Source organism: Microcoleus asticus IPMA8, from assembly GCF_013179805.1.
GTDB lineage: Bacteria > Cyanobacteriota > Cyanobacteriia > Cyanobacteriales > Microcoleaceae > Microcoleus > Microcoleus asticus.
Window position 1 is genome coordinate 25,562 of sequence record NZ_SRRZ01000031.1, and the last position, 26,380, is coordinate 51,941.

Sequence of the window (26,380 nt, forward strand, 5' to 3'; positions counted from 1 at the left end):
TTGTAAAACAAAGTCTGCCTCCGCAGATTATGAATTTCGTTTCAACCCCGATGCCAAATTGTTGTACCATCTTTTTGATCGATCAGAGTAATGCCCCGATCCTTAAGTTCGTTGCGAATGCGATCGCCCTCAGCGAAATTCTTAGCTTTCCGGGCATCTTTCCGCTGCTGAATCATCGCCTCAATCTCCTCATCTAATTCGCTAATGATTTCAACTTTATTAATACTGAAAGATGCGGAAGGCAGATTGATAGTCGAACTTAGCTCGACTCGGTTGGTAATTCCTAAAACATCGTCGGCTAAACGAACAAGAGTCTGCCACTTTTGTTGCAACACTTCCAAAGGCATTTCTGTTTTTCCCTCATGTACAATTATATTCCTTTCGCGCCGCAATTCCTTCGCCAATTCAAACAGAACAGCTAAAGCATTAGGAGTATTGAAATCATCATCCATCGCTGCTCTAAATTGCTGTACAGCCTCACTCTCCACTATGGGCAATTTCCGAATTTTATCTACATCCCAACCCCATTGGGAACCGTGCACATAACCAAAAACTATACCTTCCTTAAGAGTATGCCAACCATTTCGAGCGTTAGCGATCGCCTCTTCGGTAAAATCAATTTGACTGCGGTACTGCGCCATCAACACAAACAGCCTCACCGCCATCGGTTCCACCGCTTTTGACTTCTCGCTTCCTTCATTCTGACTCCCCCCCTTACCAAGGGGGGGCTGGGGGGGGTTAGATTCCAAATCGCCCGACCAATTCCCCTCCAACAAATCGCGAATTGTAATAAAATTGTGCAAAGATTTCGACATCTTTTTGCCATTGACAGTCACAAAAGCATTGTGCATCCAATAATTAGCAAGTGACTTGCCAGTCGCGGCTTCAGATTGAGCAATTTCGTTTTCGTGGTGCGGAAAAATTAAATCGGAACCGCCGCAGTGAATGTCAATAGTTTCGCCCAAGCAATCGCGCACCATCGCCGAACATTCGATGTGCCATCCGGGGCGGCCTTTTCCCCAAGATGAATCCCAAGCAGGTTCTCCCGGTTTAGCGCTTTTCCACAGGGCAAAATCAGAGGAATCTTGCTTTTTTTGAGCTTCTATTTCTGCGGTTTCCAATCTACCGCTAGCCCCTGCCTGCATTTCTTCCAACTTGCGGCCCGAAAGTTTTCCGTAATCGGCAAACTGCCTCACGTTGTAGTAAACGTCGCCGCCGGAAGCATAGGCATAACCTTTATTTTCTAATTCGTGAATCAGCCGTTTGATGCCGTCCATTGTATGGGTGGCGCGGGGATATTCATCGGCCTTGAGAATATTTAGCTTTTTCATATCTGCAAAATATTCATTGATGAAGCGTTCCGCCACGGCTTCCATTGTGGAATTAGTTTCGCGGGCGCGGTTGAGAATTTTGTCGTCAATATCTGTAAAGTTCTGCACGTAGCGGACATCGTATCCCCGCCACATCAGATAGCGGCGCACCATGTCCCAAACAATGTAAGCGCGGGCGTGGCCGACGTGACAGTAATCGTACACCGTAACGCCGCAGCAGTACATCCGCACCTTTCCTGGTTCGATGGGTTCAAAAGGTGATTCGCGGCGGGTCAAGCTGTTGTAAAGCGTTAGAGTCATTCGATTTTAGATTTTAGATTTTAGATTTTAGATTTTACAAGATTTACGCAGAACCTCTATGTGTAGGGTGCGCAGTGCGCACCCGATCTGTATAGGTAGCGCGTCAAACTATTTTTGCGTCCAGGACTGTTGGTTTGTAGTTGCGATCGCCTGTTAGCGAAGCTTGCAGAAAAAGAGCGCCCAACTGCCAGCCTAGGAAATTTGGTACTAAATCTCCTCTATCCATAGTACCGCCCCGGCCGACTCAATCTCACATCTAATTCATGTCAGGGAATCTTGACAATAGTAGGTGACGATCCCCACAAGCGTTTTTTTGTCAAGGTTTCCTGACATATTGATCCCCAAAATCACGAAAATGCGTATAACTACTCATGATTGATGGCAAAGACCCCTTGACCCGATCGCAACTTGTCTGCAACATTAAGTCATGACAAAGCGATCCCAAAGAAATGCTTCGATTAAGCTAAGCAGCTCTGGGAGTCGAATAGCGCGTGTGCTGCCAGCACAGCGTTGCTAGCAGCACCGATCGCACTCACAAAATCGATCTTGTCAATCAAGAATCGACAGAAAAGTTTTATTTAGATCGGACGGTGCGCGCAGAAGCCAAGAAGTCACAACCCCCGATCGCATTGGGGACAAGACAAGCTAAAAACAAGCAAGGCTTCAAAGGTTGGAGAGATTTGGAAGCTCGATAATATTTGCATTTAAAAGAGTTTCTAACTCAAAAAGTCAACACATTTGTGTTGAAAGAAAAAATCTAACCCGCCATCCCAAATAAGTGGAGAACAAACTCATGGCAAAAGAACGCCCACCATTAGAAGAGATGACTTTGCGACAACTCCGCAGAGTTGCTAGCGAATGTGGAGTCTCTCGCTACAGCCGGATGCGGAAATCGCAACTTCTGGCATCAATTCAAGAAATTCAGCGCACCAAATTTTCCTACAGCCCATCTCGCAAATTAGAGGCACAAGAAGCAGTGGAAGCAGCAAAGTTTGAACTCGGTCAAGAAGATAGAACAGGCGGTTCTTTGTCGTCTGTAGATGAAGGTTTAGCAGATTTGCCCAACGGCTACGGCGAAAGCCGGGTTGTTTTAATGCCCCGCGACCCAGAATGGGCCTACACTTACTGGGACATTCCCAACGATCGCAAAGAAGAATTGCGCCGCCAAGGAGGACAGCAACTCGCCCTGCGGATCTACGACGTTACAGATGTTAACCTCGACACCCAAAGCCCGCACAGCATTCAAGAATATCCCTGCGACGAACTGGCGCGGGAATGGTACGTGCCAATCCCCGTAAGCGATCGAGACTACGCGATCGACATCGGCTACCGCTGTGCAGACGGTCGCTGGCTGGTATTAGCTCGATCGGCCCAAGTCCGCGTTCCTCCCGTCTATCCCAGCGACTGGATTGAAGATCAATTCATCACCCTCGATTGGGAAGAAGAATTGCAGGGCAAAACCTTCGCGGAACTGGTTCCTCCGGCCAAGAAACTCGCACAAGCAGTCAATGGCGGTGGTTACAGCACCAGCAACGCCATCTACGAACAAATCTTCGGCATGGCAGAATCTGCCGAATCCCTGCGCGTAGCGGGTTCTATCTTTGGTTCCATGCAGCACGTCGCCGGTTCCGTCCAGCAAGTCGGCATCCACGAACAAGCTCTCAGTTCTTACGTGTTCCCCTCCGGCGTTGGAATGTGGGCTGTTCCTACTATGTCCGGTGTCGGTATGTCGGGTGTCGGTATGTCCGGCCTCACCATGTCGGGTGTCGGTATGTCCGGCCTCACCATGTCGGGTATCGGTATGTCCGGTGTCGGTATGTCGGGAGTTGGCTTCGCCGCCCCGATGCGCCCCCGCCAGTTCTGGTTAGTTGCTGATGCCGAACTGATCGTCTACGGCGCCACCGAACCCGACGCCACCGTCTACGTAGGCGGACAGCCGATTAAACTCAATGCTGACGGCACTTTCCGCTTCCAGATGTCTTTCCAAGACGGCTTAATCGACTATCCGATTTTTGCAGTAGCAGCAGACGGCGAACAAAACCGCGCTATCCACATGAAATTCAACCGCGAAACCCCTGAACGGCACACCAATACCAAGGAAGATGCTGTTGTGGAATGGTTGGGCTGATCGCTCGCGGTCGATCGCGATCCGGGCGATAATGCAGGTTTGTGCCAATTTGTTAACCATCACAAGGCATAGCCTGAGCCGATCGTGATTTGTTAGGGTTAATCCCAGACAACAACCCATAACACCCCCTATACACCGTACTCCTGTTTTGAGGAGCGGTGTTTTTTGTATTTAGGACTTACTCAGAAACCGGGTTTTTATAGCAGAATAGATCGCGGATCGGGCGATCGGCAAAAGTTATACCAATTCTTAAAACTAGGGATAAATATAGATTGTATGCGAACATCTGTAGGGACTTAGGTCTAAGTTCCTACTTTATTTCATCCGATTGATAACTGCTATAGCAATCCTACTAAATGAGTCGTAAATTTTTTACCCCACCCCAACCCTCCCCTTGCTAAGGGGAGGGAGTAAGAAATTCACAAATGATTTAGGATTGCTATATATTAGACAATTATCTCAATATCTATCTGTAGATAGATGTTTACTTAACTCGCTATTGAGCTTGTTTAATCAAAATATGGATTTTTCACTCCACCATTATTAAGTAAGCTAAAGTTTACTTAAATTTTTATTGCACAAACTCGCTAAATTCAGCGAAACAAAAGAAAGCGAGTTATGAGAGAAATAAGGCGATCGCACAGCCACTTCTCAAAAGCAAATGCAAAAAATAAATTCCCCGCCGCAACGAATGCAGAAGCCTCGTCTTTTAGCCTTATTCGCTGCCACACTAGCCACCGTATTGCTTTTATTTATTCTGCCGGCACTGACTCAACAGCCAGTCGTGCTCACCATGTTAATGCAAGGCCAAGACCTTCTTAACTGGAAACCCTTTGTCAAAGAATTTGAACAGAAAAACCCCGACATTCGCATCAACCTCATAGAAGGGCCTTTTGACACAAACCTCATCGAAAATCTTTACACATCTGCCTTTCTTTTAGGCGAATCGCCCTACGACATCATCAACATGGATATTGTCTGGGTTCCCAAATTTGCAGCCGCAGGCTGGGTAAGGGATTTGACAGACAGAATTCCCCCCGAACAACTATCAAAATTCATCCAAGGTAACGTCGAAGGCGGCCGGTATCGGGGCAAACTTTACCGAATTCCCCATGCTTCCGATGCCGGAATGCTTTATTACCGCAAAGACATTCTAGAACAAGCGAAAATTCCAGCGCCAAAAACCTTTGAAGAGATGGTAAAAATCTCTCAAAACTTGCAGAAACAGGGAAAAGCAACTTGGGGTTATCTGTGGCAAGGCAAACAATACGAGGGAGTATCTGCAATGTTTGTCGAGGTGCTTTCCGGTTTCGGCGGCTTCTGGGCTAACCCTCAAACTTTTGAAGTTGGGTTAGATAAACCCGAGGCAATTAAAGCAGTGGAATTTCTCAAAAATACGATCGCCTCCGGCATTTCTCCTCCGGGTGTCACCACCTACGGCGAAGAAGAAACCCGGCTGTTGTTTCAAAACGGCAAAGCGCTGTTTTTGCGAAACTGGCCCTACGTTTGGAAGCTGGCCAATGCCGAAGGATCGAATGTTAGAGGCCAAATTGCGATCGAGCCAATGCTCAGCAGTACCGGTAAAACAGGCGGTTCCTGCTTGGGCGGCTGGGGCTGGGGAATTGCCAAAACCTCAAAACATCCAGAACAAGCGTGGAAAGCAATTCAGTACCTTACCAGCGAGGAAACCCAGCGCAAATTTATTTTAGAAACAGGTTTAATTCCCAGTTACAAGTCCCTATTTACCAACAAAGAAATAGTTGCTAAATATCCCCACTACCCGCAGCTTCTAAAAGTAGTGGAACGGCCAGCTTTGCGCCCGCCCCTGGCACAATACGCTCAAGCTTCTGATATTTTGCAGCGCTATTTGAGTTCAGCTTTTACCGGGAGAATGAGTGCAGAACAAGCAATGAAAGCAGCAGCTAGCGAAACTCGCAATTTATTAGGCAGTTTGAAACAACCCCAAGCTTCGTAAGTCCTAAACAGGCTTTCCGGCCTGTTCCACAAACAGTGAATTTTCTAGCCCGCCCGAACAGGCAAGATGCCTGTTCCACACAGAGTGAATTTTTTTATTGTGGGGTGGGCATCTAGCCTGCCCGAACAGGCTTTCCGGCCTGTTCCACAAAAGCTAATTCTCTTGCGGGTTGGGTTCCTAGCCCGCCATAAAATAATTTAAATGTGAGAAATATGCAATTAGACAAGATGCGACAGCGCGAACAAACAACCGGATGGATATTAGTAGCACCAGCTTTGATAATTCTGCTGCTAGTATTTGCTTACCCAATATTGCGCGCTTTTTGGCTGAGTTTATTCACCCAAAACCTCGGTACTGAATTAAAACTGGTTTTTTCCGGTTTTGCTAACTACAGTCGAATGTTAGGTGATGGGCGTTTCTGGCAAACTTTAGGCAACACCACAGTATTTACTGTCGCCTCAGTTTTACTGGAATTAATTCTCGGCATGGGCATTGCTTTAGTCTTAAATCAATCCTTCGCAGGGCGCGGCATTGTTCGCACAATCTCCCTGCTACCTTGGGCGCTACCGACTGCATTGATGGGAGTAGCTTGGGCGTGGATTTTTAACGATCAATACGGCGTAATTAACGACATTTTAATGCGTTTGGGATTGATTCAAAATAGCATTAGCTGGCTGGGAGATCCGACTTTGGCAATGATGGCAGTAATTACAGCAGATGTGTGGAAAACTACGCCCTTTGTCAGCTTGCTTTTGCTAGCAGGATTGCAGTCAATTCCCAATGATTTGTACGAAGCACACGCCATTGACGGCGCGAGTAGCTGGCAGAGTTTCCGTCAAGTTACCGTCCCCCTGCTGATGCCGCAAATTGTGATTGCTTTGCTGTTTCGATTTGCCCAATCTTTCGGCATTTTTGACTTGATTCAGGTGATGACGGGAGGGGGGCCGGCGGGGGCAACCGAGACGGTTTCTATCTACATTTACAGCACGGTAATGAGGTATTTAGACTTTGGGTATGGGGCGGCTTTGGTGGTGTGTACTTTTTTACTGTTAGTGGCAGCAGTCGCGATCGCCGCTTACCTGTTATCGAGAGCCCGCATCAATTGATTTTAGATTTTAGATTTTAGATTTGAGGATTGTAGATTGTAGATTTTAGATTGCTGAACGGTTTAAATTTTTCCTTTCATTGGTATAAATTATGTCGATTGCCCGCGAACAACCCACCAAAAAAACCTTTGACATCCGGCAATTAATCTTGCCAATATCGGCGATATTAATTGTCGCATATTTCCTCGCACCTATTATCTGGCAGGTGCTAACTTCTTTCAAAGTAAATCCAGATATTTCGGCAATTCCCAACGTCTACATTCCCAAACGAATTACTTTCGAGCATTACCTGTCCCTCTTCCAGCGCCGCCCGTTTGCTCTTTATATTTTAAATAGCGCTTTTGTTTCCATTACTTCAACATTGCTGTGTTTAGCAGTAGGCGCTCCCGCAGCTTACGCTTTAGCCAGGTTGAGGTTGTGGGGCGAGAGAATCATCCTGGCAACTGTGACAATTGTAACGCTATTTCCGGCGGTGCTGCTATTTTTGGGACTGCTGGAAATTGTCAAAGCTTTGGATTTAGGCAATAATTATTTAGCATTAATTATTCCTTACACCGCGATCAACTTGCCCCTGACAATTTTGGTAATGCGGAGTTTCTTTCAACAGTTGCCAAAAGATTTGGAAGATGCCGCTAAAGTTGACGGATACAACACTTTCCAAATGCTGTGGCAAATCGTACTGCCGATGACATTTCCAGCTTTAGTCACAACCGGAATATTGACATTTATTTCAGCTTGGAACGAGTTTATATTTGCACTAACATTTATGACTCGCGAATCTCTAAAAACTATTCCCGTCGCCACGGCTCAACTCAGCGGCACGTCAGTCTTTGAGATTCCTTACGGGCCGATCGCCGCAGCTACCGTTTTGGGAACTTTGCCCTTAGTTTTGCTAGTTTTGGTGTTCCAGCGGCGCATTGTTCAGGGTTTAACTGCGGGGGCGGTAAAAGGATAAATCGATTTTAGATTTTAGATTTTAGATTTTAGATTGAACTGGTTCCTAGGCTGTGCCTGGTAACGAGTCAAACAACACAGTCAACAGTCAACAGTCAACACTTTAAAAATCATGGCAAAATTGCAACTCAAAAACCTCAATAAAACCTACAGCCCTAAAGTAGTTCCCGTAAAAGACATTAGTTTGGATGTCAGCGAAGGAGAATTTCTGACTTTGCTGGGGCCGTCGGGGTGTGGCAAATCTACGACACTGCGGTTAATTGCAGGGTTGGAACAGCCAACTAGGGGCGAGATTAGAATTGGCGATCGCAATGTCACTTATCTCAGACCGGGCGATCGGGATATCGCAATGGTTTTTCAAAGTTACGCGCTTTATCCGCACATGACAGTATACGAGAATATGGCGTCAAGCCTCAAACTTCGCAAAATCCCATCCGGCGAAATTAACCGATTAGTGACAGAAGTAGCAACATCCCTCGGATTGACAGAATTAATCGATCGCAAACCCGGGAAACTATCAGGCGGACAGCGGCAGCGAGTCGCCCTCGGCCGCGCATTAGTGCGCCAACCGGAAGTATTTTTGCTCGACGAACCTTTGAGCAATCTCGACGCATTATTGCGGGAAAAAGTTAGGGCCGAACTCAAACAATTGTTTTCCTCCCAAAAAGCTCCTGTAGTTTACGTCACTCACGACCAAACCGAAGCAATGACGCTTTCTACAAAAGTCGCAGTTCTCAACAGCGGCAGCGTGCAGCAGCTAGATCCGCCACACTTAATTTATACCCGTCCTGCTAATCAGTTTGTAGCCGGTTTTGTGGGCAGCCCGCAAATGAATTTGCTCGTGCTTAAATGCCAGGGCAATTTTGCGATGTTAGGTGATTTTGGAGTTCCACTCCCAAATATGCCGACTGTGCCGCCAGAAATTGTGTTGGGAATTCGCCCCGAACACGTCGGCTTTGCAGATGCAGAGGCCGGCAAGATGTCGGCCCCAGAGGCAATTAAAGGTGAGGTTTATTTAGTGGAAAACTTGGGAATGCAAAATTTAGTTAGCGTCCGAGTTAAAGGTTTGGAGCCAGTAACGGTGCGGGCTTTGCTGCCCAATGACCGCCACGGGAATTCCGAAATTGTAGAGCTGGTTTTTCCGCCTCAGTTGCTGCACTGGTTTGATGTAAAAACGGGCGATCGCTTGCAATAAGAATTTGCCCTGAATAGCATGATTGATTAAAAATTCTCTAACCATGTGTATAAAAATAGGTGTTTTGCTTCTAATTAAATTATGACTTTAGTTAGAGGTAAAACTATTTTGCTGCTGTTAACGTGATATTAATGTGTGAAAAAGCTAATTGGCTCACACATAGGTGGCGTATTTACCAGAATTTATCGCTAACCTATAACTCTATTTAGGTGGTTAATGACAAGGTGAAGCTAAGTTGGCTTTCTCTGGCGTTAGCTGCTGAGTTTGGAGTGAGCCAATTAGATTTAAAAATGTTGAAATTTATCACCAATCAACTTAGGGAGTATTACCGAGATGAATTTGATTTCCACAGCCATTGCTCGCATCAGTTCCCTGCTTAAGGGCTTTCAAGTGAAGAGTTTTTTGAGTGTTGTCCTAGTCGGTTTTATGCTGCTGACGGCAAATGTTGATTCGGGACACAGTAACAAGGCTTTCGGCACTGCAGGAGGCTCAAAAGCGGATCTAAACAATCCTGAAAGACCCCAAACAACCCGGGAATGGAGGCAAGAAGCTCGCGAAACGTCAGACTCTCCGGGCGAACGAGCTCAGAAGATTGGACAAGAGGCAGGAGCAGCCGTGAAAGAAATGGGAGAGATGTACCAAGACACTGCTAAGAGAAGTGTCCGCGACTTAAAGGATAAGTAGATCCACCTAAAAAAATATAACACTGAGAAACCTGATTGCTGTAGGGGCAGCGCCAAGAGTGTTCGCCCTTGCGGGTTTCTCAACACCTGAACAGTTTGACGTTTAAATAGGTTGAGCTACTTAATACGGCAGAGACAATCAAGTAGGCGAGCATAAATAAACTAAGACTGACGTTCATAAACCCGGTTTCTCATGTGAAACTGGGTTTTTGAGTTGGAAGCCTTTTATGTTAAATTAAATCAAATCCGCGTTAAAAACCCCTTGATAAGACTCGGCGGTTGAAACTGAGATATTGCTGGATTCTCCATAAGCATTTCAAGGGCGGACTAGGAGCAACGGCCCCGAATAAAATTGAACTATGAGCGGAACAGGCCCGAAAGCCTGCTCGTGAAAATGGTGCAAGATGTCAGTTAAAACCGCTTTTAACCTCAAACTCGTATGTGGCTTCGATCGCCTCTAGAATCCGAGTTTGAGGTCAAACTACACAAACTTTCGTCCCTGTCTAAGAGACTGAGAAATAAGCGGTAAGGCGCTTAGGTTGCACTTTACATATAGAAGTTCCGCGTAATTCCTGATGAATAAACATCTTAACAGTCTTTGCTTGACCGGCCTGCTGTTCATCCTGCCTGTTTGTCCCGCGACAATTGCCCGCGCTCAACTGCTCGAAACTTCGGATACTAATGCCAAGCAAATAAACCTCCTCAAAGATGAACTGTATTTTGGCTTAACTAAACCGGGAGGCGAGACAATTTCGGAAGCAGAATGGCAGGAGTTTGTCAAGGCAGTTATTACCCCTCGCTTTCGGGAAGGGCTAACTGTATTAGAGGGCTCGGGGCAGTTTCTCAACAGCTCGGGAATTCTGATTAGAGAAAACTCTAAAATAGTTATTTTGATTTATGAAAGTAGCCCCGAAAAAAATCAGGCTATTAATGAAATTATCGAAACTTACAAATGCACTTTCCAGCAAGAGTCCGTTTTGCGGGCCACGAGCGAAGTTAAGGTTTCCTTCTGATGCGGTCATCGAATCAGTGTATTTATGATATTATTTGTGCTGAGCAAGGTCATACCCTCAAAGATAAGTAGGGTGCGGGTGCAAGCAAAATCATAATCATAATTTTTGGGTATCGATCGCACACTGCAAAAACTCGCTAGAAAAACCTGCCCGGGAGAAAACAAAAACATGACAAACGACGGCAACCCAAAAGCTGAACGGCCCGAAAGCGAGGATTCAGAAAATTTGGACGGTATGGCGAAAGCTTTTATTGTGAGCGTGGCTTGGTCTTACGCAGAGGCATTGGAGCGAACGCAACGATCGCGAAATCCACAGGAACCCGCGCCGGAATCTCCGAGCGAAAAAGTCGATCGCAATCCTGACAGCAATTAATGAAAGATCATTAATGCGATCGATTTGCCAAATTATCTGTGCGATCGAACACAGTAGTCAGTTAGCTGTTTTGAGTTCAGAACGATCTACTCAGAGCAGCGAGCTGTTCAATTAAAGCCGAATTTGTATTGGATTTTACAACAAAAAAAAGTGAAATCCCCGTGACTCTTCAATAAGCTCAGAACAAGCTTTAGTCAGGGGATGAGAACTGCGTTGCGGGTTTGAACCTCAACCTATCTCTATCCCTAAAACCGATTTAAACTAAAAAAAGTACGGTTTTACCGCTACAGTGTACAAAACAAATAACCAATTTTTAGATCGGTCTCATGTCTAATTCAAAAATGATTGGCAAAGCGATCGCAGGTGGTCTTTGCTTCGGCATCCTCGCCAGCTTCACCGCTTCATACGGCCCCGCATCCGCAGCAGCACCAATAATTGCCCAAGAAACAGCAGCCCCGGCCGCTAGCAGCATCGACCAGCAACTCCTAGGTCAATGGCAAGGCACAGTCCCCTCCGGTCAGTCTTTCACCTTCGTCTTTGCCCCAGAAGGCAAATTGTTTCTCATGGCTAAAGGCCCCGACGGAGCCGCCCGCGCCAAAGAAATGAGGTACAAAGTTAATCTCGGTGAAAAACCGATGCACATTGATGTCGGCCTCAGCAGCACAGAAACCGTTGAGACTGTTTTTGAATTGACTCCCGAAGGTCAAATGCGGCTTCAGTTGCAAGGCACTAATCCCGGACAGGCCAGACCTAATGCCTTAAACGAGCAGGCAACCGTGTTTAAAAAGGTCTCTGAGGCCACTGCACTGCCTGCTGATACTCAAGTCATCGGTTTTTGAGGAAAATTACTCGCAGGCCGAAGGCACTCCAGTAGTTCTGAGTTGTGAGTTTTAATTTAAAGAATTTAAACTTTAAAATTCAAAACTCACAACTTAAAATTTTCCCACTGCCTTCTGCCTTCAACAGGCACTGCTACAATCCACTTAATCTCCATTTAACTTTTGCCATAGACCTCCATGAGTGAAACCGTCCTAGAAGTTCGCAACCTGCGGGTTCAATTTCAATCTGCGGACGCAGGCGATGCGTCTGCAACAGTCAAAGCTGTTGACGGCATTTCGTTTGAGGTCAAGCGAGGGCAAACTCTGGGAATCGTGGGAGAGTCGGGGTCTGGAAAATCGGTAACATCCCTGGCTGTGATGGGTTTGCTGTCGAGTTCGTCAACGAAAATCGAGGGCGAAATTTGGTTTTCTCCGACAAAAGACGGCGCTAGCAATGGGCCTGTGAATCTGCTGGAAATGCCGGACAGGGAAAAACAAACATACCGGGGCAGCCAGATTGCGACGATTTTTCAAGAGCCGATGAGTTCGCTCAATCCTGTTTATACGATCGGATTTCAACTCACAGAAGCCATTTGTTTGCACCAAAAGGTGTCGCAGACAGAAGCGCGGCGCAAAGCAGCTTCTCTGCTGCAAGAGGTCAAGCTGCTAGCGGGCGACGATGAGCTCAGGCAGCGGTGTTTGGCTTTGCGGCAAGAAGCGGTTCGGGAGGACGATCGCGATTTGATGGAGCTCGTCAACGGCCAAAAACAAGCTATGCTCGATCGCTACCCCCACGAACTCTCAGGCGGTCAAATCCAGCGCGTGATGATTGCAATGGCCATTTCTTGCAATCCAACTTTATTAATTGCTGACGAACCGACCACGGCTTTAGACGTAACCGTGCAGGCAACTATCTTAGCTTTGCTGCGCGAATTGCGGGACTCTAGAGGCATGGCAATGATTTTTATTACCCACGATTTGGGCGTCATTGCGGAAATTGGCGATACGGTGGCGGTGATGTACCGAGGCAAGATTGTTGAGTGCGGTGCGATCGAACAAATTTTCAGCAATCCCCAACATCCTTACACAAAAGGTTTATTAGCTTGCCGCCCAACTCTCGATCGGCAACTGCGCCGCTTGCCGACAGTTTCCGATTTTATGGATGTCACCACAACTGCTAGTGGCGAATTAGTAATTGTCGAGAAAAATACCGATTTAGACGGCGACAGCAGCGGAGGAAATCCCGCTTTTCCAAATGGAAAACCGCCTCGGCTGCCGAATATTTCCGAGCCTTTGCTGGCTGTTAATAACTTGCGAGTCGGTTTTCCGGTGCAGGGAATGTTTGGCGAAACTAAACGCTTGTTTATGGCGGTCAACGATATTTCTTTTGAGGTTTACCCGGGCGAGACTTTGGGTTTGGTGGGCGAGTCTGGCTGCGGCAAATCAACTTTGGCGAGAGCTTTGCTGCAATTAATTCCGATCGCCAGCGGTAAAGTGTTTTTTGAAGGTCAAGAAATTACGCCTCCTGCCATAAGTAGTTCGGCATCGCAGTGGATGGCTAATTATCGGAGGCAAAAAGAGTACGATCGCAAATTGCGGTGGCTGCGGCGCGATCTGCAAATTATTTTTCAAGACCCTTTTAGTTCTCTCGATCCGCGCCTGAATATTGGGGATGCGGTGATGGAACCGATGGTGATTCACCGCTTTGGTAAGAACCAAAAAGAACAGCGCGATCGCGCGGCTTATTTGTTGGATAGAGTGGGTTTAAATCCCGATTTTATGCGGCGCTACCCCCACGAGTTTTCGGGCGGACAGCGGCAGCGAATTTGTATTGCTAGAGCTTTGGCTTTGAATCCTAAGTTTATTATTTGCGATGAGTCGGTTTCGGCATTAGATGTGTCGGTGCAGGCGCAAGTTTTAAATTTGCTGAAGGAGTTGCAAACAGAGTTTGGACTGACTTATATTTTTATTTCTCACGATTTGAGCGTGGTCAAGTTTATGAGCGATCGCGCGATCGTCATGAACAAAGGTAAAATCGAGGAAATTGGCACTGCTGAGCGCATTTACAGGCAGCCGCAGCAAGCTTACACGCGGCAACTTATAGCTGCTATTCCTGCGGGAAATTTGGAGCGAATTCGGCAACAGCAACTAGGTCGCCAAGCTGCTTGGCCCCCATCGCCGGCAGATGAATCGAAACACTTGTGAGCTCTAGTGTTTTAAACTGGTGGTATCAATTACCAATTGCCCGTTACCAATTACCAATTACTAATTAACCATTAAGCGCGAACATCTCGTGCAACGAAAAACTTCTACAAATATTTTTTTCATTTTATCTTCACAAATCAGCAGTTTATCTTTATTTTAACTTCATAATTTATGGTCAAATTCAACCTGCTTGAACTTGACTAATATTCCGGGCTGTTCAACCCACACCCAGGGCGGTTCACGCAGTATTTTCATACATCAAACCCGGTCATTCCCGGACGCAAAAAGTGGTATAATACGCTACTCTAACGCGGTAAGCAGCTTCATGCGCAGCATACATAATTAGGCTCTGCGTGCAGGATGAGCTAGATTACGCCAAATGTCCAATGACTAACAGCAATATGTAGCGTAGTATTATAGATAAACTTTCTCTATGAGTGGAAAAAAGTAGAAAAGGCGCACCCTAGCTAAAAAGAGATTGCTCGCTAATTCCGTAAATACACTTAATTCTCTGACCAAGTTGCGTAGATTTACGCAAATTTAAAAATGATAGATTTAGCAAGCTAGAAAAGTTTTACAAAATTTAAACATCTTTATTGTAATTGTGACTCACCAAAACAAAAACGGAATCAAGAGTAAAAAAATGAAATCTTCTGTTCATATCGAAGAATCAAACAGCACTAAATTATCGAACTTACTGCAACTGTTGTTGAGAAAATTCACGCCAGCAGTCACCAGAATAGAAAAGGCAGAAGGCAGCAAGCAGTATGAAAAAAAAATCAGCCTAGCGACGATCGCCCCTGGCAGTTTATTCTCAATTTTGATAATTGTACTGCTGATATTAAACGGGTGGCTCGTAGCTGGCAGCCGTGATAATTTGTACGGTGGCCAACTCGCCCTGGGATTTTTGGGAATAGCAAATATTGTCTTTTTGGCGGTATCGGCGCGCTCAAACGCCTCTGCTGTCGCAGCCCAAAACGATCGCCCATCCAGCCAACCCGACGGGTGCGATCGCTTTTTTAGCCTCTCGCCAGATATGCTGTGCGTCATTGGTTTTGACGGTTATGTAACACTCATCAACCCAGCAGCAGAAAAAATCCTCGGCTATTCCCCAGCAGAAATGATTGGCAAACTGTTCATTGAATTCGTGCATCCAGACGATCGCGAAATTACTTTAAAAGAAGTTGAAAGTATTGCTGCGGGAAATAATACCGTTGGGTTTGAAAACCGCTGGCGCTGTCGCAACGGTTCTTACAAGTGGATAGCCTGGACTGCTACCCGTTTCTGCGAGGAAGAATTGATCTATGGTGTCGGCCGCGACATTACCGATCGCCAAAGGGCCCAAGAGTCACTCCAGTACAGCAATTCTATCTTGTATTCCGTGATTGAAAGCACGCCGGATATCATTTGTGTCAAGGATATTCAAGGCCGCTACACGATCGCTAATTCTGCGCTAGCTCAATTTTTTGAAAAACCGCTTGAGGCAATTTTAGGCACAGACGATGCAGGATTATTTCCCGCTGAAATGGCCAGTAAAATTATCGAAATAGACAGCAGAGTGACGGCAGGAGAATATTTGACTTATGAAGAATATATACCAAAAAACGGGGCTGTGCAAACGTTTCTAACCGCGAAATACCCTTGGCGCGACTCTCAGGAAAATATTATCGGCGTAGTTGGCATATCTCGCGACATCAGCGATCGCATACGCGCCGAAAAAGCCTTGCAAGAAAGCGAGGAACGCTACCGCTGCTTAATTGAAGCCACATCCCAAATTGTTTGGGATACTAAAGCCGCAGGCGAATTTGTCACCGAACAAACAGGATGGAGTGCATTTACAGGACAGACTTACGGCGAACTTAAAGGATGGGGGTGGCTGAATGCTATCCATCCAGACGACAGACAACATACTGCAAAGATTTGGTCTGATGCAATTGCCAACTGCACTTTATACGAAGTAGAACACCGCTTGCGCAGGCACGACGGCGAGTACAGGTACATGAGCGTGCGCGGTGTGCCCGTATTGAACGCAGACGGCAGCGTTCGCCAGTGGGTGGGAGCGCACTTCGATATTACCGATCGCAAAATAACAGAAGAACAAATACAGCAGCAAAAAGAATTTTTGCGCAGCATTTACGACGGCGTAGATTACAGCATTTTTGTAATAGATGTCGGCGAAGACGGAGAATTTCGCTACGCCGGCTGGAACCCAGCAACAGATTTACTCGGCGGCATCAGCAGCGAATTCGGGTACGGCAAAACTCCTCAAGAGCTTTTCCCAGAAGCTACAGCAGCAATGTTCCGGCAGAATTTGATTGACTGTTTGGAAAAAGGCAGCTCGATTTCCCGCGAATATCCCGCTAATTTTGTGCCTGGAGAAATCTGGTCGATCCTAACTCTGACTCCGCTGCAGGACCCATCAGGCAAAATTTATCGCGTTGTCGGCAGTTTCACCGACATTACAGAACGCAAAAAAGCAGAAACACAATTGCGCGAACAAGAGGAATTTTTAAACAGCATCTATAACGGCTCCAGTCAAGCTCTTTTCGTGATAGATGTCGGCGCCGACGGAGAGTTTCGCTATGCAGGCTGGAATACAGCCACAGAAGCCTATACAGGCCTTTTGAGCGCCGATATCAAAGGAAAAACCCCAGAAGAGGTTTTTCCCCCAACCGTAGCAGCAGATTTTCGGCAAAGATGCGTCGATTGTTTGGCAGCCGACAGCTCGATTTCTTATGAAGACAGCACCGAGTTGGAAGGCGCACAACATTGGTTTATGGTAACTCTGACGGCGCTGCGCGATGCCTCTGGCAGAATCTACCGCCTGATTGGCAATTCGACTAACATTACCGATCGCAAACAAGCAGAAGCAGCGCTGCAAGAGAGTCAGCGTTTTGTTGAGCGAATTGCCAATACCAGTCCGAATCTTCTCTTTGTTTACGATGAAAGCGAGCAGCGAAATGTCTACAGCAACCGCGAAATCAGTGACACCCTCGGCTATACGAGGGCAGAAGTTGAAAACATGGGCAGCAATCTACTGCCCACCATCATCCACCCTGACGACTTAGCTAAATTTCCCGGATACTTTCAGCAATTAGAAAATGCTCCCGACGGCGAAGTAATTGAGTACGAATATCGCGTACGCGATCGACAGAATTGTTTGCACTGGTTAGTCAGCCGGAATATTGTATTTAGCAGAACAGAGGAGGGAAAAATTAAACAGCGTCTCGGTGCTGCTACAGACATTACACAGCGCAAAATAGCAGAACAAGCTTTAGCAGAACAATTGAAACTTTCTCTATTCACTGCAGATGTGGGAATTGCTCTAACTCAAAACCAGACTTTGCTTGCAACTTTGCAATATTGCGCCGATGCAGTTGTGCGCCATTTGGATGCTGCGTTTGCTCGGATTTGGACGCTGAATGAAGAGGGAAATGTATTGGAACTGCAAGCAAGCGCGGGGATATATACTCACATTGACGGCGCTCACAGCCGCATTGCTGTCGGTGAGTTCAAAATTGGTTTAATCGCCTTGGAGCGAAAACCTCACATCACTAATTCTGTGCAAGAAGATCCCCGAGTCCAGGACAAAGAATGGACAAAACGAGAAGGAATGGTGGCTTTTGCTGGATATCCGCTAATTGTTGACAATCAGTTGCTGGGAGTAATGGCGATGTTTGCTCGCCAGGAGTTGAACGAATCAACGCTGGTTGCTTTGGCATCAAGTGCCGATGCGATCGCCCTGGGAATTAAGCGCAAACAAACAGAAGAAGCTCTCGCCATACAAAAGCAAACTTTGAGGGCAATTATTGACAACGCTCCCATTTGGGTGTGGCTGACTGATACTAAAGGCAAGATGCTGTTGGTTAACAAAACTTTTTGCGAATCTGTGAACGTTCCTGAAGAAAGATTTTTGGCAGCTTCTCATTCTTCAGAAATTTTGGGAGGGGAAGCATTTGCTAAGTGCATGGCATCTGACGTGCAAGTCTGGAGTCAAGATACTCCTTTTTATGCTGATGAAATTATCCAGTTTGCTGACGGTGAAAATCACCATTTAGAGGTGATCAAAGCTAAGGTAAAAGAGGCCAACGGCAGCGCGATCGGCTTAATCGGTTTGGGTTTGGATGTTACACAACAAAAAGAAGCTCAACGAAAATTGCAAGCTTCGGAAGCGCGATTCCGCAAGTTAGCGGAGCAGGAAGCGCTGCTGAACCAGCTAGCTAGCAATATCCGCGAATCTCTGGATTTAGGTACTATTTTAGCAACAACTGTGCAGCAAATTCGCGACTTGCTGCAACTCGATCGCTGTATGTTTATCTGGTATTTGCCCGACGCTTCGCCACCTGCTTGGGATGTCGTCCACGAAGCTAAAAATGATGACTTGTTCTCGCTTTTGGGTTATTTCCCTGCTGACATAACGGGTACGCAGTCGCAAAAAATCGCTAATTTGGAAGTTTATCCAATAGATGATGTTGCAACTCTCAGCGATCCCGTAGAACGAAAATTCTTTTTGGAGGTTGGTTACAAATCTGTCTTGGATTTGCCGATTAAAAGTGCCGAGGGTTTAACTGGTGTTATTTGCTGCGTTTCTTGCAGCGAGATGCGTAAGTGGACAAAAGAGGAAGTGGAGTTAATGGAGGCAATTGGCGCTCAATTGGGCATCGCCATCAGTCAATCTGAACTTTACACTAAAAGCGTCGATTCAGCTCGGATAGCACAAGAACAAGCTGCCCAACTCGAAGTAACTCTGTGCGAACTCCAGCAAGCTCAAACTCAGCTCGTGCAGGCAGAAAAAATGTCGAGTCTCGGTCAGATGGTAGCAGGAATTGCCCACGAAATCAATAACCCGATCAGCTTTATTTTTGGCAATCTTACCTACACAGAAGAATACACCACAAACCTGATGAAACTGGTGCAAATGTATCGAGATGAATACCCGGAACCTTCTCCGGATATTCAGCAGGCAATAGAGGTGTTAGAGCTAGATTTTGTGCTAGACGACTTGCCGAAAATGCTGTCTTCTATGCAGGTGGGAGCCACTCGCATCCGCGATATCGTGAGGAGTTTGCGCAATTTTTCTCGCCTCGATGAATCTGACATGAAAAAGGTTAATATTCATGAAGGCATCGACAGCACATTGATGATTTTAGAACACCGTCTGAAAGTTCAGCCCGTTAGCGTAGAGGGTACGGAGTACCGTCGCCCCGCAATTCAACTTGTTAAAGAATACGGACAATTGCCACTGGTGGAGTGCTACGCCGGACTGTTAAATCAGGTGTTTATGAATATTATCGCTAACGCTATTGACGTTTTACAACAACCGCTCGAAAATCCGGGAATTATTCGCATTCGTACAGCGGTAGAAGGTACTCTCGCTGTGATTAGAATTGCTGATAACGGTGCAGGTATCACCGATCAAGTCAAGCAGCGAATCTTTGACCCCTTCTATACTACAAAACCGATCGGTTCGGGGACGGGGATGGGTTTGGCGATTTCCCATTCAATTATTGTCGAAAAACATAAAGGTGAAATCAAGTGTTTCTCTCTGGTGGGGAAAGGCAGTGAATTTATAATAGAGATTCCGATTAAAAGAACAGAAAACTAAATTGGTTTTATGCAACAAAAGTAGTAAGGTAAATCAGTTGGAAAAACCATATTTTTTCTATTAACCTTAAGACAGACTTACCTATAAGCTACAAACAAATAAAAGTTGTTTTCCCCTAAATTTGTCTGGTATACAATATGCACGAGACAACTAAAATTGATATAATATTAAAAATCTAAAATCTAAAATCTAAAATCTAAAATGGCATTACCTCCCGGCAGTTTAGGTTTACCCCTAATTGGCGATACCCTCAACTTTTTGCAAGATTCCCAATTTGCCAATAAACGCCACCAGCAGTACGGGCCCATTTTCAAAAGCAGCATTTTCGGACAGCCTACCGTGTTTATGTGTGGCCCAGAGGCTAATTTGTTTGTTTTAAGCAATGACAACCAATATTTTGTTGTGACTTGGCCTCCCAGCACGAGAGCGCTTTTAGGGCCGCTTTCCTTGGCGTTGCAAACCGGTGCTAACCACCAAAATCGGCGTAAGTTGCTGTACCAAGCGTTTCAGCCGCGAGCTTTGGCAGGGTACATCGGCGGGATGGAAAATATCACTCAGCGCTATTTAGAAAAATGGGCAAAAATGGAAACCATGACTTGGTATCCAGAACTGAGAAATTATACTTTTGATGTTGCGGGTAAGTTGTTAGTAGGGATTGAAAATGGTTCGGAAACGCCGCTAGGACATTATTTTGAAACTTGGTGCAATGGTTTATTTTCGATTCCTTTAGATGTGCCTTGGACTCAGTTTGGCAAGGCGAAAAAGTGCCGCAAGCTGCTGTTGGCAGAACTTGAAAAGATTATTCGCGATCGCCAGCAAGGAACCCCTAGTGGCAGTGATGCTTTGAGTTTGCTGATTTCGGCTCGCGATGACGAGGGAAATAGTTTGAGTTTGGATGAGTTAAAAGATCAAGTGCTGTTGCTGCTGTTTGCGGGACACGAAACTTTAACTTCGGCGATCGCCTCTTTTTGTCTTCTCCTAGCTCAAAATCCCGACGTGATGGCAAAAGTACGGGCCGAACAGCAGCAGTTCCTCACAAGTGAACCGCTAACCTTGGAACAGCTCAAACAAATGACTTATTTAGAACAGGTTATGCGAGAAGTGCTGCGGTTGGTTCCGCCGGTGGCAAATGGTTTTCGGCAGGTAATTAATGCTTGCGAGTTTGGTGGCTACGAAATTCCCAAGGGTTGGACCGTGCTTTATCAAATCAATCAGACTCATCAGGATAGCGCAGTTTATCCCGAAGCCGATCGATTCGACCCCGATCGATTTAGCTCGGATCGATCGGCTAAACCGTTCAGTTACGTGCCATTTGGTGGAGGTTTGCGAGAATGTTTGGGCAAAGAATTTGCCCGGTTAGAGATGAAGTTGTTTGCGGCAAAGATTGTTCGGGAGTTTGAATGGGAGCTTTTACCGGATCAAGATTTGAATTTAATCCGAGTACCGACTCCTCATCCCCGCGACGGTTTGCGAGTGAAATTTCGGCGGAACTATTCTTAAGAACAGGCATTTTGCCTGTTCCACAATAGGTAAATGTTCTTGTGGGGTGGGCACGCTCGCGTGCCCTGAAACCCTTATTGATAATGGTGCAAGATCACAGTCTCAATCAACATCCAATTGCATCGGCCCTAAATACTTAGTTAAATAAGGCGAAAACACCTCATAAATCAGCGTCAATGGCTTACCATGATGCCAAAACAAATAGTGTCGCCCCCAAAAAGGCCCCGACTGTTCAAAAGCTGACTCCAAAGCAGCCGAATTACCCAAATAAATGCCTTGCACGTCCCGATACAATTCCGTCCGCAGCCGCGCTAAACTGGCCCAAATTGGCAAAGATTTATTTTGTAAATATTCATCTACATGGCTCGCTTCCCACCAAGAAGTTGCATAGGCTAAACGCTGTCCAGAAGCAGTCCGCAGCCACACTTGGCGGCGCAGGCGCGGCCCCGGAACCGCGACAATTTGCTCTGGTGCGCCGTCTGCGTCTTTACCCACTAAAGACATATCGATCACATCTACTTCTGTGGGTTCCCCTGTCAGCAGTCGCAGGTGACGGGTGGGAGAACCGTCGCCTAGGAGCAGTATTTGCCATGCCGGTGCGAGCTTGGTGTGGGGCAAACCCTTCTGTACTGCGTCTTCGGCTCCTTGCCACAGGGGGTTGAGAGCGTGCCAGGTGCGGCTGTTTTTGGGTGTGAATGTTGCAGTCAAGGGTCTTTACAAAACTTAATTTTTTGCTTATTATAACGCTTCTTCAATTATCCACTCAAAAATAAAAAATTGCTCGGTCGAGGACGATCGCCCATAGGATGTCCGGTTAAATAGTTATAATACTTCTGTTCGGGATTTTTATTCTTCCTTCTTCCTTCTTTCTTCCTTCTTTCTTCTTCCTTCTTCCTTCTTCCTTCTTCCTTCTTTCTTCCTTCTTCCTTCCACTATATGTTACGAATAACCGAAATAAAACTCCCCCTAGATCATCCTCAAGATGCGATCGCCAGTGCCATTCTCAAAAAGCTGCAAATTCCCCCTGAAGAATTGCTCGGCTATTCCATCTTCAAGCGCAGCTACGATGCTCGTAAAAAAGCAGAAATCCTCCTTGTCTATATTGTGGATGTAGAGACGACACAGGAAAAGCAAATTTTGGCACGCTTCAAAAAAGATCCTCATGTAATGGTGACACCAGACACGAGTTATCGCTTTGCAGCCAAAGCCCCCAGCAATTTGACGATTCGCCCCATTGTGATTGGTACAGGGCCGTGCGGTATGTTTGCAGGTCTGATGCTGGCACAAATGGGGTTTCGCCCCATCCTTTTAGAACGCGGAAAAGCAGTGCGCGATCGCACAGTTGACACCTTTGGATTTTGGAAGAAAAAAGCAGGATTTAACCCAGAATCTAACGCCCAGTTTGGCGAAGGTGGTGCGGGTACTTTTTCCGATGGCAAACTCTACAGCCAAGTTAAAGATACTCAGCATTATGGGCGGAAGGTGCTGACGGAACTTGTGAATGCGGGAGCTTCACCGGAAATTTTATATATTAACAAACCGCATATTGGCACGTTCAAACTGGTGGGAATTGTCCAAAGTCTTCGCGCTCAAATTGAATCATTAGGCGGAGAAATTCGGTTTCAAACTCGTGTAGAAGATATCCACATCGAAAAGGGAAAAGTGCAGGGGCTTACCCTCGCCAGTGGAGAATATATTGCTACTAATTATATAGTTCTGGCGGTGGGACACAGCGCCCGCGATACTTTTGAAATGTTGTTTTCGCGCGGGGTTTACATTGAGGCTAAACCTTTTTCTATTGGTTTTCGGGTGGAACATCCCCAAACTATCATCGATCGCTGTCGTTTTGGCGATCGGGCGGGCCATAAGCTTTTGGGTGCCGCCGATTACAAACTGGTTCACCACTGCCAAAACAATCGTTCTGTATATAGTTTCTGTATGTGTCCCGGTGGTTTGGTAGTGGCGGCTGCGTCAGAACCGGGGCGACTTGTCACTAATGGGATGAGTCAATATTCTCGCAATGAACGCAATGCTAACAGCGGGATTGTGGTGGGTATCACGCCGGAGGATTATCCCGGTCATCCCTTAGCAGGAATTGAGTTTCAGCGTCGCCTAGAAGAACGGGCATTTGAGTTAGGTGGTGGCACTTATAACGCCCCTGGGCAGCTTGTGGGTGATTTTTTGGCAAATCGCCCTTCCACGGCGCTAGGCAGCGTGCAGCCGTCTTATACGCCGGGAGTTGTGATGACTGATTTGAGCGAAAGTTTGCCAGATTATGCGATCGCAGCCATCCGCGAAGCACTTCCGGCTTTTGACAAACAGATTAAAGGATTTGCGATGGATGATGCGGTTTTGACTGGGGTGGAAACGCGCACTTCTTCACCAATTCGGATTAAACGCAAGGAAGATTATCAAAGTTTGAATACAGAAGGTCTTTATCCTGCTGGGGAAGGTGCAGGATATGCAGGTGGAATCCTGTCGGCGGGGATTGATGGGATTAAGGTGGCGGAGGCGGTTGCTTTGAGTATTGTGCAATCTTCAAACCACAAAATTTGATGCGGGGTTTGAGGATTTTTGGATGGTTTGAAGATTGCCGTCAACTCTCAACCGTCAACCATCAATGGTTAACTCTGTTCAAACAGCAGCTAAACGCGATCGAATTTCCGTATCGGTATACGCCGGCGTCCAGCCTTCTTTGGTGGTAAAATAGCGCACCGCTTTAACTTTCCGGGCTGCTGTCAAATAAAACCAGTGTTCTGTATTCGCCGGCACGTTGATAAATTCTTCCGGCTGCACTGTGAGTTCGACTTGGCTGCCGTCGGGCCGCACGAAGCCGAAAATGCCCTCGCCTGCTACGATATAGCGGACTTCATCATCGGCGTGGATGTGGCACTTGTTGAATTTGGACAGCATGGTGTCGAGGTTGGGAATGTCTGGGTGCAGTACCAGTAAGTCGCGATCCTGATAGCCGGCACTTTGGTTTAGCTGTTGAAAGTAGCCGTCGAGAGCTTGCAGCACTTGCTCTTTTTGATTGTCGTCAAGAGCATCTTTCGCTAACAAATTTTGAATTTCAGCGCTGTCACCCACGGGCCAGCGGTTGAGTTGAATGTTTAAAGGCGCGAGTTCGCGCGCAATGTCGCTTAATTGAGTGTAGGTTGTACCGTTTTCGAGTTGCAGGATAGCCATTTTTGCACGTTCCAATTTTTGGATGAGGCGATAAACAGACACAGCGAAAGATGTTTGTCGATCGCGCCTGTACCAGAATCCCAATTTTAACGCTAATTTGAACAGGCTTTCCGGCCTGTTCCACAACAGTTCAATATTTGTCGCGATAATATTGATAAGTCAGGGGCCAGCTAGCACCAGCAGCAATCGGCAATACTGATATCTTAAATGTAATTTTTGCAACAACTATGCCTACTTATACTGGAATTTCTAGCGAAGCATTTCAGCATCCCCTCGATCGGCAAGCTGAGGAAGCGCTGCGCAGCGTACCTGGATTTGACTTAATTGCCAGCAAATTTGTAGAATTTGTCTACGAACGACCGCAATTCGTTTACCTAATGGGAAATAGCATTCAAGTCGGTCCACGCCAATATGCCAGCATTTATCATATATTTCGGGAGTGCGTGCAGGCTTTAGATGTTTTTCCAGAACCTGGTTTGTTTGTTTCTCAGAATCCCTCAGTTAACAGCTATGCTCTGGGAAAAAACCAGCCTTATGTAGTATTAAACACTGGTCTTTTAGACTTGTTGGAAGAGCCAGAAATTAGGGTAGTATTGGCTCACGAGTTGGGACACATTAAATGCGGTCATCCAACTTTAAATCAAATGGCGACGTGGGCAATGAGCGTTGCATCGACAATTGGCGAGATGACTTTCGGGCTGGGAAATATGGTAGGCAGCGGTTTAATTTACGCTTTTTATGAGTGGCGCCGCAAGGCTGAATTATCGGCAGATCGGGCGGCTTTGTTGGTAACGGATGACTTAAACAGCGTGATGAAGACGATGATGAAACTTGCGGGAGTTAGCAGTAAATATGCTGACCAATGCAGTTTGCAAGAATTTATCCGCCAGTCTGACAACTATCAAGATCTCGATCGAGACAATCTCAACCAAGTGTATAAGTTTTTACTTTACAACGGCGGTCAGGGCGTGATGCTGAGTCACCCTTTCCCGGTGGAACGCCTGCGGTATTTGCGAGACTGGGCAAGTTCCGAGGAATACCGCCAAATTAAGCTGGGGAACTACAAGCGGGCTGTAGCTGAGGGTGCGGTTGATGTGAAGTCCCAAACGCCTAACACCGAGACGGAGGCTTTGCGCCGTCAAATTGAAGAGTTGCAGCGGGAGATCGATCGGCAAAAATCAAAGCGAAACTAAGTTTAAATTCCTCGTTTCCAGGCTGTGCCTGGGAACCAGCTAAATGTTTTGTTGAAGATTTACCGGATTAGAGGGAGGGAGAAACGTAAAAGGAAGGTAAACCAGTGAGAGACTTACTCGCAAATGGTCTCCAATCTAAAAACTGTCCCCTCCTTTCGGAAATCTGTTTCTGAGGAGGTGTAGTTTAAATCAAGAGAAGCTTATAAATCAACGGGGCTAAAAAAAATGATTATTGATAACGCAATGAATACTAAGAAGCCAACTTCTAATTTTTTCGGCAATGTGGGAAAAGTCGCGATCGCCCTGACTCTTCTGGCCGCCGGCATGGCATTTACAAATCCTGGGAGAGACAAATACCTAACTTATGCTTCCGGCGTACTCCAAACCGAGTTGGAAAGCACTGTATGCAAGGATTCTCGCGTGCCTAAAGCTTTGAGCGGCATTACAGATACTTTGATCGGCAGTTGCAAGAATTTACTGACTTCGCAACGGGACACGATCGAAGGCTTGCTCGACAATACAACGCAGCGTCAAAATTTAGGCGTAGCCAGTATTTACACAACTGAATTAGGCAAAAAAAGCTATCAAACTGTTGGAGCTTTTGGCAATTTCGTGACGCTGCCACCTAGTTCGGAAAATGCTCAAAACTAATCTCAAATTAAGTTTAATTGTAGAAACCGGGTTTTGTAGAAAACCCGGTTTTTGCTTGCGTAATTATATATAAGTAAATCTAAATAAATTCGGATACAGGCAGCACATATTTTTAATCAAGCCCGCTATTAAAGCCAAATATTAAGTTTTATTAAATATGAAAAG

At 46.2% G+C, this 26,380-nt stretch carries 20 protein-coding genes; 16 read left to right on the forward strand and 4 right to left on the reverse strand.

Annotated features, from left to right (window positions below; genetic code table 11):
• Positions 1-41 precede the first annotated feature (41 nt).
• Complete coding sequence (gene cysS / locus E5S67_RS10770) at positions 42-1,631, reverse strand: cysteine--tRNA ligase (RefSeq protein WP_172187032.1); 1,590 nt, start codon at positions 1,629-1,631, stop codon at positions 42-44.
• Between the two features lie 103 nt (positions 1,632-1,734).
• Entirely contained in the window at positions 1,735-1,857 is a 123-nt protein-coding gene (locus E5S67_RS33990; RefSeq protein ID WP_281363531.1) for a hypothetical protein, read from the reverse strand.
• Positions 1,858-2,122: 265 nt separating this feature from the next.
• Here E5S67_RS33990 and E5S67_RS10775 point away from each other — a divergent pair, with 265 nt between their 5' ends.
• The 13 genes from E5S67_RS10775 to E5S67_RS10835 all read left to right on the forward strand — a co-directional run bounded on the left by E5S67_RS10775 (position 2,123) and on the right by E5S67_RS10835 (position 21,185).
• Positions 2,123-2,326, forward strand: a complete 204-nt coding sequence (locus E5S67_RS10775) for a hypothetical protein (protein WP_172187033.1) — start codon at positions 2,123-2,125, stop codon at positions 2,324-2,326.
• A 98-nt stretch (positions 2,327-2,424) separates the two neighbouring features.
• Positions 2,425-3,759, forward strand: a complete 1,335-nt coding sequence (locus tag E5S67_RS10780) for a DUF4912 domain-containing protein (RefSeq protein WP_172187034.1) — start codon at positions 2,425-2,427, stop codon at positions 3,757-3,759.
• Between the two features lie 661 nt (positions 3,760-4,420).
• The gene (locus E5S67_RS10785) at positions 4,421-5,734 is read left to right on the forward strand and encodes an ABC transporter substrate-binding protein (RefSeq protein ID WP_172187035.1); all 1,314 of its coding nucleotides are present in this window, start codon (positions 4,421-4,423) and stop codon (positions 5,732-5,734) included.
• Between the two features lie 212 nt (positions 5,735-5,946).
• Entirely contained in the window at positions 5,947-6,840 is an 894-nt protein-coding gene (locus E5S67_RS10790) for a carbohydrate ABC transporter permease (RefSeq protein ID WP_172187036.1), read from the forward strand.
• Positions 6,841-6,931: 91 nt separating this feature from the next.
• Positions 6,932-7,795, forward strand: a complete 864-nt coding sequence (locus E5S67_RS10795) for a carbohydrate ABC transporter permease (RefSeq protein ID WP_172187037.1) — start codon at positions 6,932-6,934, stop codon at positions 7,793-7,795.
• A 111-nt stretch (positions 7,796-7,906) separates the two neighbouring features.
• Positions 7,907-8,989: an ABC transporter ATP-binding protein gene (locus E5S67_RS10800; protein WP_172187038.1), complete on the forward strand. Its 1,083-nt coding sequence runs from the start codon at positions 7,907-7,909 to the stop codon at positions 8,987-8,989.
• 333 nt (positions 8,990-9,322) lie between these two features.
• On the forward strand, positions 9,323-9,673 hold the full coding sequence (locus tag E5S67_RS10805; protein ID WP_172187039.1) for a hypothetical protein: 351 nt from the start codon (positions 9,323-9,325) through the stop codon (positions 9,671-9,673).
• 574 nt (positions 9,674-10,247) lie between these two features.
• Entirely contained in the window at positions 10,248-10,685 is a 438-nt protein-coding gene (locus tag E5S67_RS10810; protein ID WP_172187040.1) for a DUF3574 domain-containing protein, read from the forward strand.
• Between the two features lie 168 nt (positions 10,686-10,853).
• Positions 10,854-11,057 carry a hypothetical protein gene (locus E5S67_RS10815; protein ID WP_172187041.1) on the forward strand — a complete coding sequence of 68 codons (204 nt, stop codon included), beginning with the start codon at positions 10,854-10,856 and terminating at the stop codon, positions 11,055-11,057.
• Between the two features lie 326 nt (positions 11,058-11,383).
• Positions 11,384-11,896, forward strand: a complete 513-nt coding sequence (locus E5S67_RS10820; protein WP_172187042.1) for a hypothetical protein — start codon at positions 11,384-11,386, stop codon at positions 11,894-11,896.
• 177 nt (positions 11,897-12,073) lie between these two features.
• Positions 12,074-14,080 carry an ABC transporter ATP-binding protein gene (locus E5S67_RS10825; RefSeq protein ID WP_172187043.1) on the forward strand — a complete coding sequence of 669 codons (2,007 nt, stop codon included), beginning with the start codon at positions 12,074-12,076 and terminating at the stop codon, positions 14,078-14,080.
• Positions 14,081-14,723: 643 nt separating this feature from the next.
• Positions 14,724-19,685, forward strand: coding sequence for a PAS domain S-box protein (locus tag E5S67_RS10830; protein WP_172187044.1), 4,962 nt, complete (start codon positions 14,724-14,726; stop codon positions 19,683-19,685).
• 201 nt (positions 19,686-19,886) lie between these two features.
• Positions 19,887-21,185 (forward strand): cytochrome P450, encoded by a 1,299-nt coding sequence (locus E5S67_RS10835; RefSeq protein WP_172187045.1) that lies wholly within the window; start codon positions 19,887-19,889, stop codon positions 21,183-21,185.
• A gap of 102 nt (positions 21,186-21,287) precedes the next feature.
• Here the strand turns inward: E5S67_RS10835 and E5S67_RS10840 are convergent, their stop codons facing one another.
• On the reverse strand, positions 21,288-21,893 hold the full coding sequence (locus E5S67_RS10840) for a chorismate lyase (RefSeq protein ID WP_172187046.1): 606 nt from the start codon (positions 21,891-21,893) through the stop codon (positions 21,288-21,290).
• A gap of 228 nt (positions 21,894-22,121) precedes the next feature.
• Here E5S67_RS10840 and E5S67_RS10845 point away from each other — a divergent pair, with 228 nt between their 5' ends.
• Positions 22,122-23,741 carry an NAD(P)/FAD-dependent oxidoreductase gene (locus tag E5S67_RS10845; RefSeq protein WP_172187047.1) on the forward strand — a complete coding sequence of 540 codons (1,620 nt, stop codon included), beginning with the start codon at positions 22,122-22,124 and terminating at the stop codon, positions 23,739-23,741.
• Between the two features lie 78 nt (positions 23,742-23,819).
• On the opposite strand, the gene E5S67_RS10850 is transcribed toward E5S67_RS10845, so the two are convergent.
• The gene (locus tag E5S67_RS10850) at positions 23,820-24,371 is read right to left on the reverse strand and encodes a 1,2-dihydroxy-3-keto-5-methylthiopentene dioxygenase (RefSeq protein WP_172187059.1); all 552 of its coding nucleotides are present in this window, start codon (positions 24,369-24,371) and stop codon (positions 23,820-23,822) included.
• 227 nt (positions 24,372-24,598) lie between these two features.
• Between E5S67_RS10850 and E5S67_RS10855 the strand changes: the two genes are divergently transcribed.
• A complete protein-coding gene (locus tag E5S67_RS10855; RefSeq protein WP_172187048.1) occupies positions 24,599-25,564 on the forward strand; it encodes a M48 family metallopeptidase in 966 nt (321 codons plus the stop codon).
• Between the two features lie 225 nt (positions 25,565-25,789).
• On the forward strand, positions 25,790-26,215 hold the full coding sequence (locus tag E5S67_RS10860) for a DUF4359 domain-containing protein (protein WP_172187049.1): 426 nt from the start codon (positions 25,790-25,792) through the stop codon (positions 26,213-26,215).
• Positions 26,216-26,380: the final 165 nt, after the last annotated feature.

Bases quoted from the DNA above. Each gene is read 5' to 3' on its own strand.
- cysS (WP_172187032.1), bottom strand. From the start codon at position 1,631: ATGACTCTAACGCTTTACAACAGCTTGACCCGCCGCGAATCACCTTTT.
- E5S67_RS33990 (WP_281363531.1), bottom strand. From the start codon at position 1,857: ATGGATAGAGGAGATTTAGTACCAAATTTCCTAGGCTGGCAGTTGGGC.
- E5S67_RS10780 (WP_172187034.1), top strand. From the start codon at position 2,425: ATGGCAAAAGAACGCCCACCATTAGAAGAGATGACTTTGCGACAACTC.
- E5S67_RS10785 (WP_172187035.1), top strand. From the start codon at position 4,421: ATGCAAAAAATAAATTCCCCGCCGCAACGAATGCAGAAGCCTCGTCTT.
- E5S67_RS10790 (WP_172187036.1), top strand. From the start codon at position 5,947: ATGCAATTAGACAAGATGCGACAGCGCGAACAAACAACCGGATGGATA.
- E5S67_RS10795 (WP_172187037.1), top strand. From the start codon at position 6,932: ATGTCGATTGCCCGCGAACAACCCACCAAAAAAACCTTTGACATCCGG.
- E5S67_RS10800 (WP_172187038.1), top strand. From the start codon at position 7,907: ATGGCAAAATTGCAACTCAAAAACCTCAATAAAACCTACAGCCCTAAA.
- E5S67_RS10805 (WP_172187039.1), top strand. From the start codon at position 9,323: ATGAATTTGATTTCCACAGCCATTGCTCGCATCAGTTCCCTGCTTAAG.
- E5S67_RS10810 (WP_172187040.1), top strand. From the start codon at position 10,248: ATGAATAAACATCTTAACAGTCTTTGCTTGACCGGCCTGCTGTTCATC.
- E5S67_RS10815 (WP_172187041.1), top strand. From the start codon at position 10,854: ATGACAAACGACGGCAACCCAAAAGCTGAACGGCCCGAAAGCGAGGAT.
- E5S67_RS10820 (WP_172187042.1), top strand. From the start codon at position 11,384: ATGTCTAATTCAAAAATGATTGGCAAAGCGATCGCAGGTGGTCTTTGC.
- E5S67_RS10825 (WP_172187043.1), top strand. From the start codon at position 12,074: ATGAGTGAAACCGTCCTAGAAGTTCGCAACCTGCGGGTTCAATTTCAA.
- E5S67_RS10830 (WP_172187044.1), top strand. From the start codon at position 14,724: ATGAAATCTTCTGTTCATATCGAAGAATCAAACAGCACTAAATTATCG.
- E5S67_RS10835 (WP_172187045.1), top strand. From the start codon at position 19,887: ATGGCATTACCTCCCGGCAGTTTAGGTTTACCCCTAATTGGCGATACC.
- E5S67_RS10845 (WP_172187047.1), top strand. From the start codon at position 22,122: ATGTTACGAATAACCGAAATAAAACTCCCCCTAGATCATCCTCAAGAT.
- E5S67_RS10850 (WP_172187059.1), bottom strand. From the start codon at position 24,371: ATGGCTATCCTGCAACTCGAAAACGGTACAACCTACACTCAATTAAGC.
- E5S67_RS10855 (WP_172187048.1), top strand. From the start codon at position 24,599: ATGCCTACTTATACTGGAATTTCTAGCGAAGCATTTCAGCATCCCCTC.
- E5S67_RS10860 (WP_172187049.1), top strand. From the start codon at position 25,790: ATGATTATTGATAACGCAATGAATACTAAGAAGCCAACTTCTAATTTT.